We start from the raw sequence: 1,223 nt of genomic DNA on the forward strand, positions 1-1,223 counted from the left end.
GGGGGCACCTGCGCCAGGAGTGCGTCGAGGGGGTTCGGGGTCTTCATCGCCGCTCCGCATACACCAACACGCAGTTGGATGCAGCGCCCGTAGCCGGGTAGAACCGCCCTCCGTCATGCGCCTTCCGCCCCTGAACGTCCTGTTGACCGCCACCGTCCTCCTGGGGACTTCCAGCGCCTGCATCGTGGAGGCCCCCGGTGGGGCCAGCGACCAGGAGCGCCGCGCGGCCACCGTCGCCCAGGTGCCCCCGCTGTCCATCCGCAGCGGCGCCAACCTGGGCGGCAAGGTGGAGGTGGTGGGCGCGTCCGTGCAGCCGGGCCGCATCCCCGCCGGGGACCAGGCGCGCGTCACCGTCTTCTTCAAGGTGCTCCAGCCGATTGAAGAGGACTACCTCGTCTTCGTGCACGTGGAGGACGCGGACGGGCGCATGGAGCGCCTCAACGTGGACCACAAGCCCGCGGGCGGCCTGTACCCCACGACGCAGTGGAAGGTGGGGGAGACGGTGAAGGACGAGTTCGTCATCGCCCTGCCGCAGGGCGCGTCGCCGCGCGCCGTCAACGTGTGGATGGGGTTCTGGGAGCCGCGCAACGACAGCCGGCTGCCCATCACCAACCCGGAGACGGTGCGCAACGACGGCCGGGGGCGCCTGCTGTTGGCGCAGGTCCCCGTGGGCAAGTAACAGGGAAAAAACCGGAGCGGCCCTGTAAGCCGGGTTCTGTCCCCACCCCTTTCGGGATGGGCGGCGAACATTCATCTAGGGCCCTGGTTGCCCAGGGACCTCATCAGCGAGCAACCCGAACGCATGGGACGGGCCATCCCTGTCCCCTTTCGGGGACGCGCTCCTATTGGCTCTTGCTCCAGGTGGGGTTTACCGTGCCGTCCGAGTCACCCCGGACGCGGTGCGCTCTTACCGCACCGTTTCACCCTTACCCGCCCCCTTGCGGGAACGGGCGGTCTGTTTTCTGTGGCACTTTCCTGCGAGTCGCCTCGACTGGCCGTTAGCCAGCACCCTGCCCTCTGGAGCCCGGACTTTCCTCCCGCCATCCATGCCTGCGATGGCCGGCGTTCACCCGGACCGCTCCGGCACTCCTGGGGATACAACAGCCAGCCCGGGCGGGTCCACCTTCTGGAAGGGGCGTTGTCGTGTGTCCGCCTTCGCGGGCTGGGCGGGTGAGCGTCCGGGGGCCTGTCGGGTTTCCCCGCGCCTGAGCGTCCCGAAGTCC

1 protein-coding gene and 1 other RNA gene are annotated in these 1,223 nt (G+C 69.3%); one reads left to right on the forward strand and one right to left on the reverse strand.

Going from position 1 to position 1,223, the window contains the following annotated elements:
* Positions 1-115: 115 nt before the first annotated feature.
* Positions 116-679 (forward strand): hypothetical protein, encoded by a 564-nt coding sequence (locus tag D7Y21_RS41190; RefSeq protein WP_120566371.1) that lies wholly within the window; start codon positions 116-118, stop codon positions 677-679.
* A 9-nt stretch (positions 680-688) separates the two neighbouring features.
* Here the strand turns inward: D7Y21_RS41190 and rnpB are convergent.
* Positions 689-1,082: RNase P RNA component class A (rnpB, locus tag D7Y21_RS41195), an RNA gene on the reverse strand.
* Positions 1,083-1,223 lie beyond the last annotated feature (141 nt).

Origin of the sequence: Corallococcus sp. AB045 (genome assembly GCF_003668895.1) — a bacterium.
Lineage (GTDB): Bacteria > Myxococcota > Myxococcia > Myxococcales > Myxococcaceae > Corallococcus > Corallococcus coralloides.

Excerpts from the sequence above, each read along its gene's own strand:
- D7Y21_RS41190 (WP_120566371.1), top strand. The coding sequence starts at position 116 with ATGCGCCTTCCGCCCCTGAACGTCCTGTTGACCGCCACCGTCCTCCTG.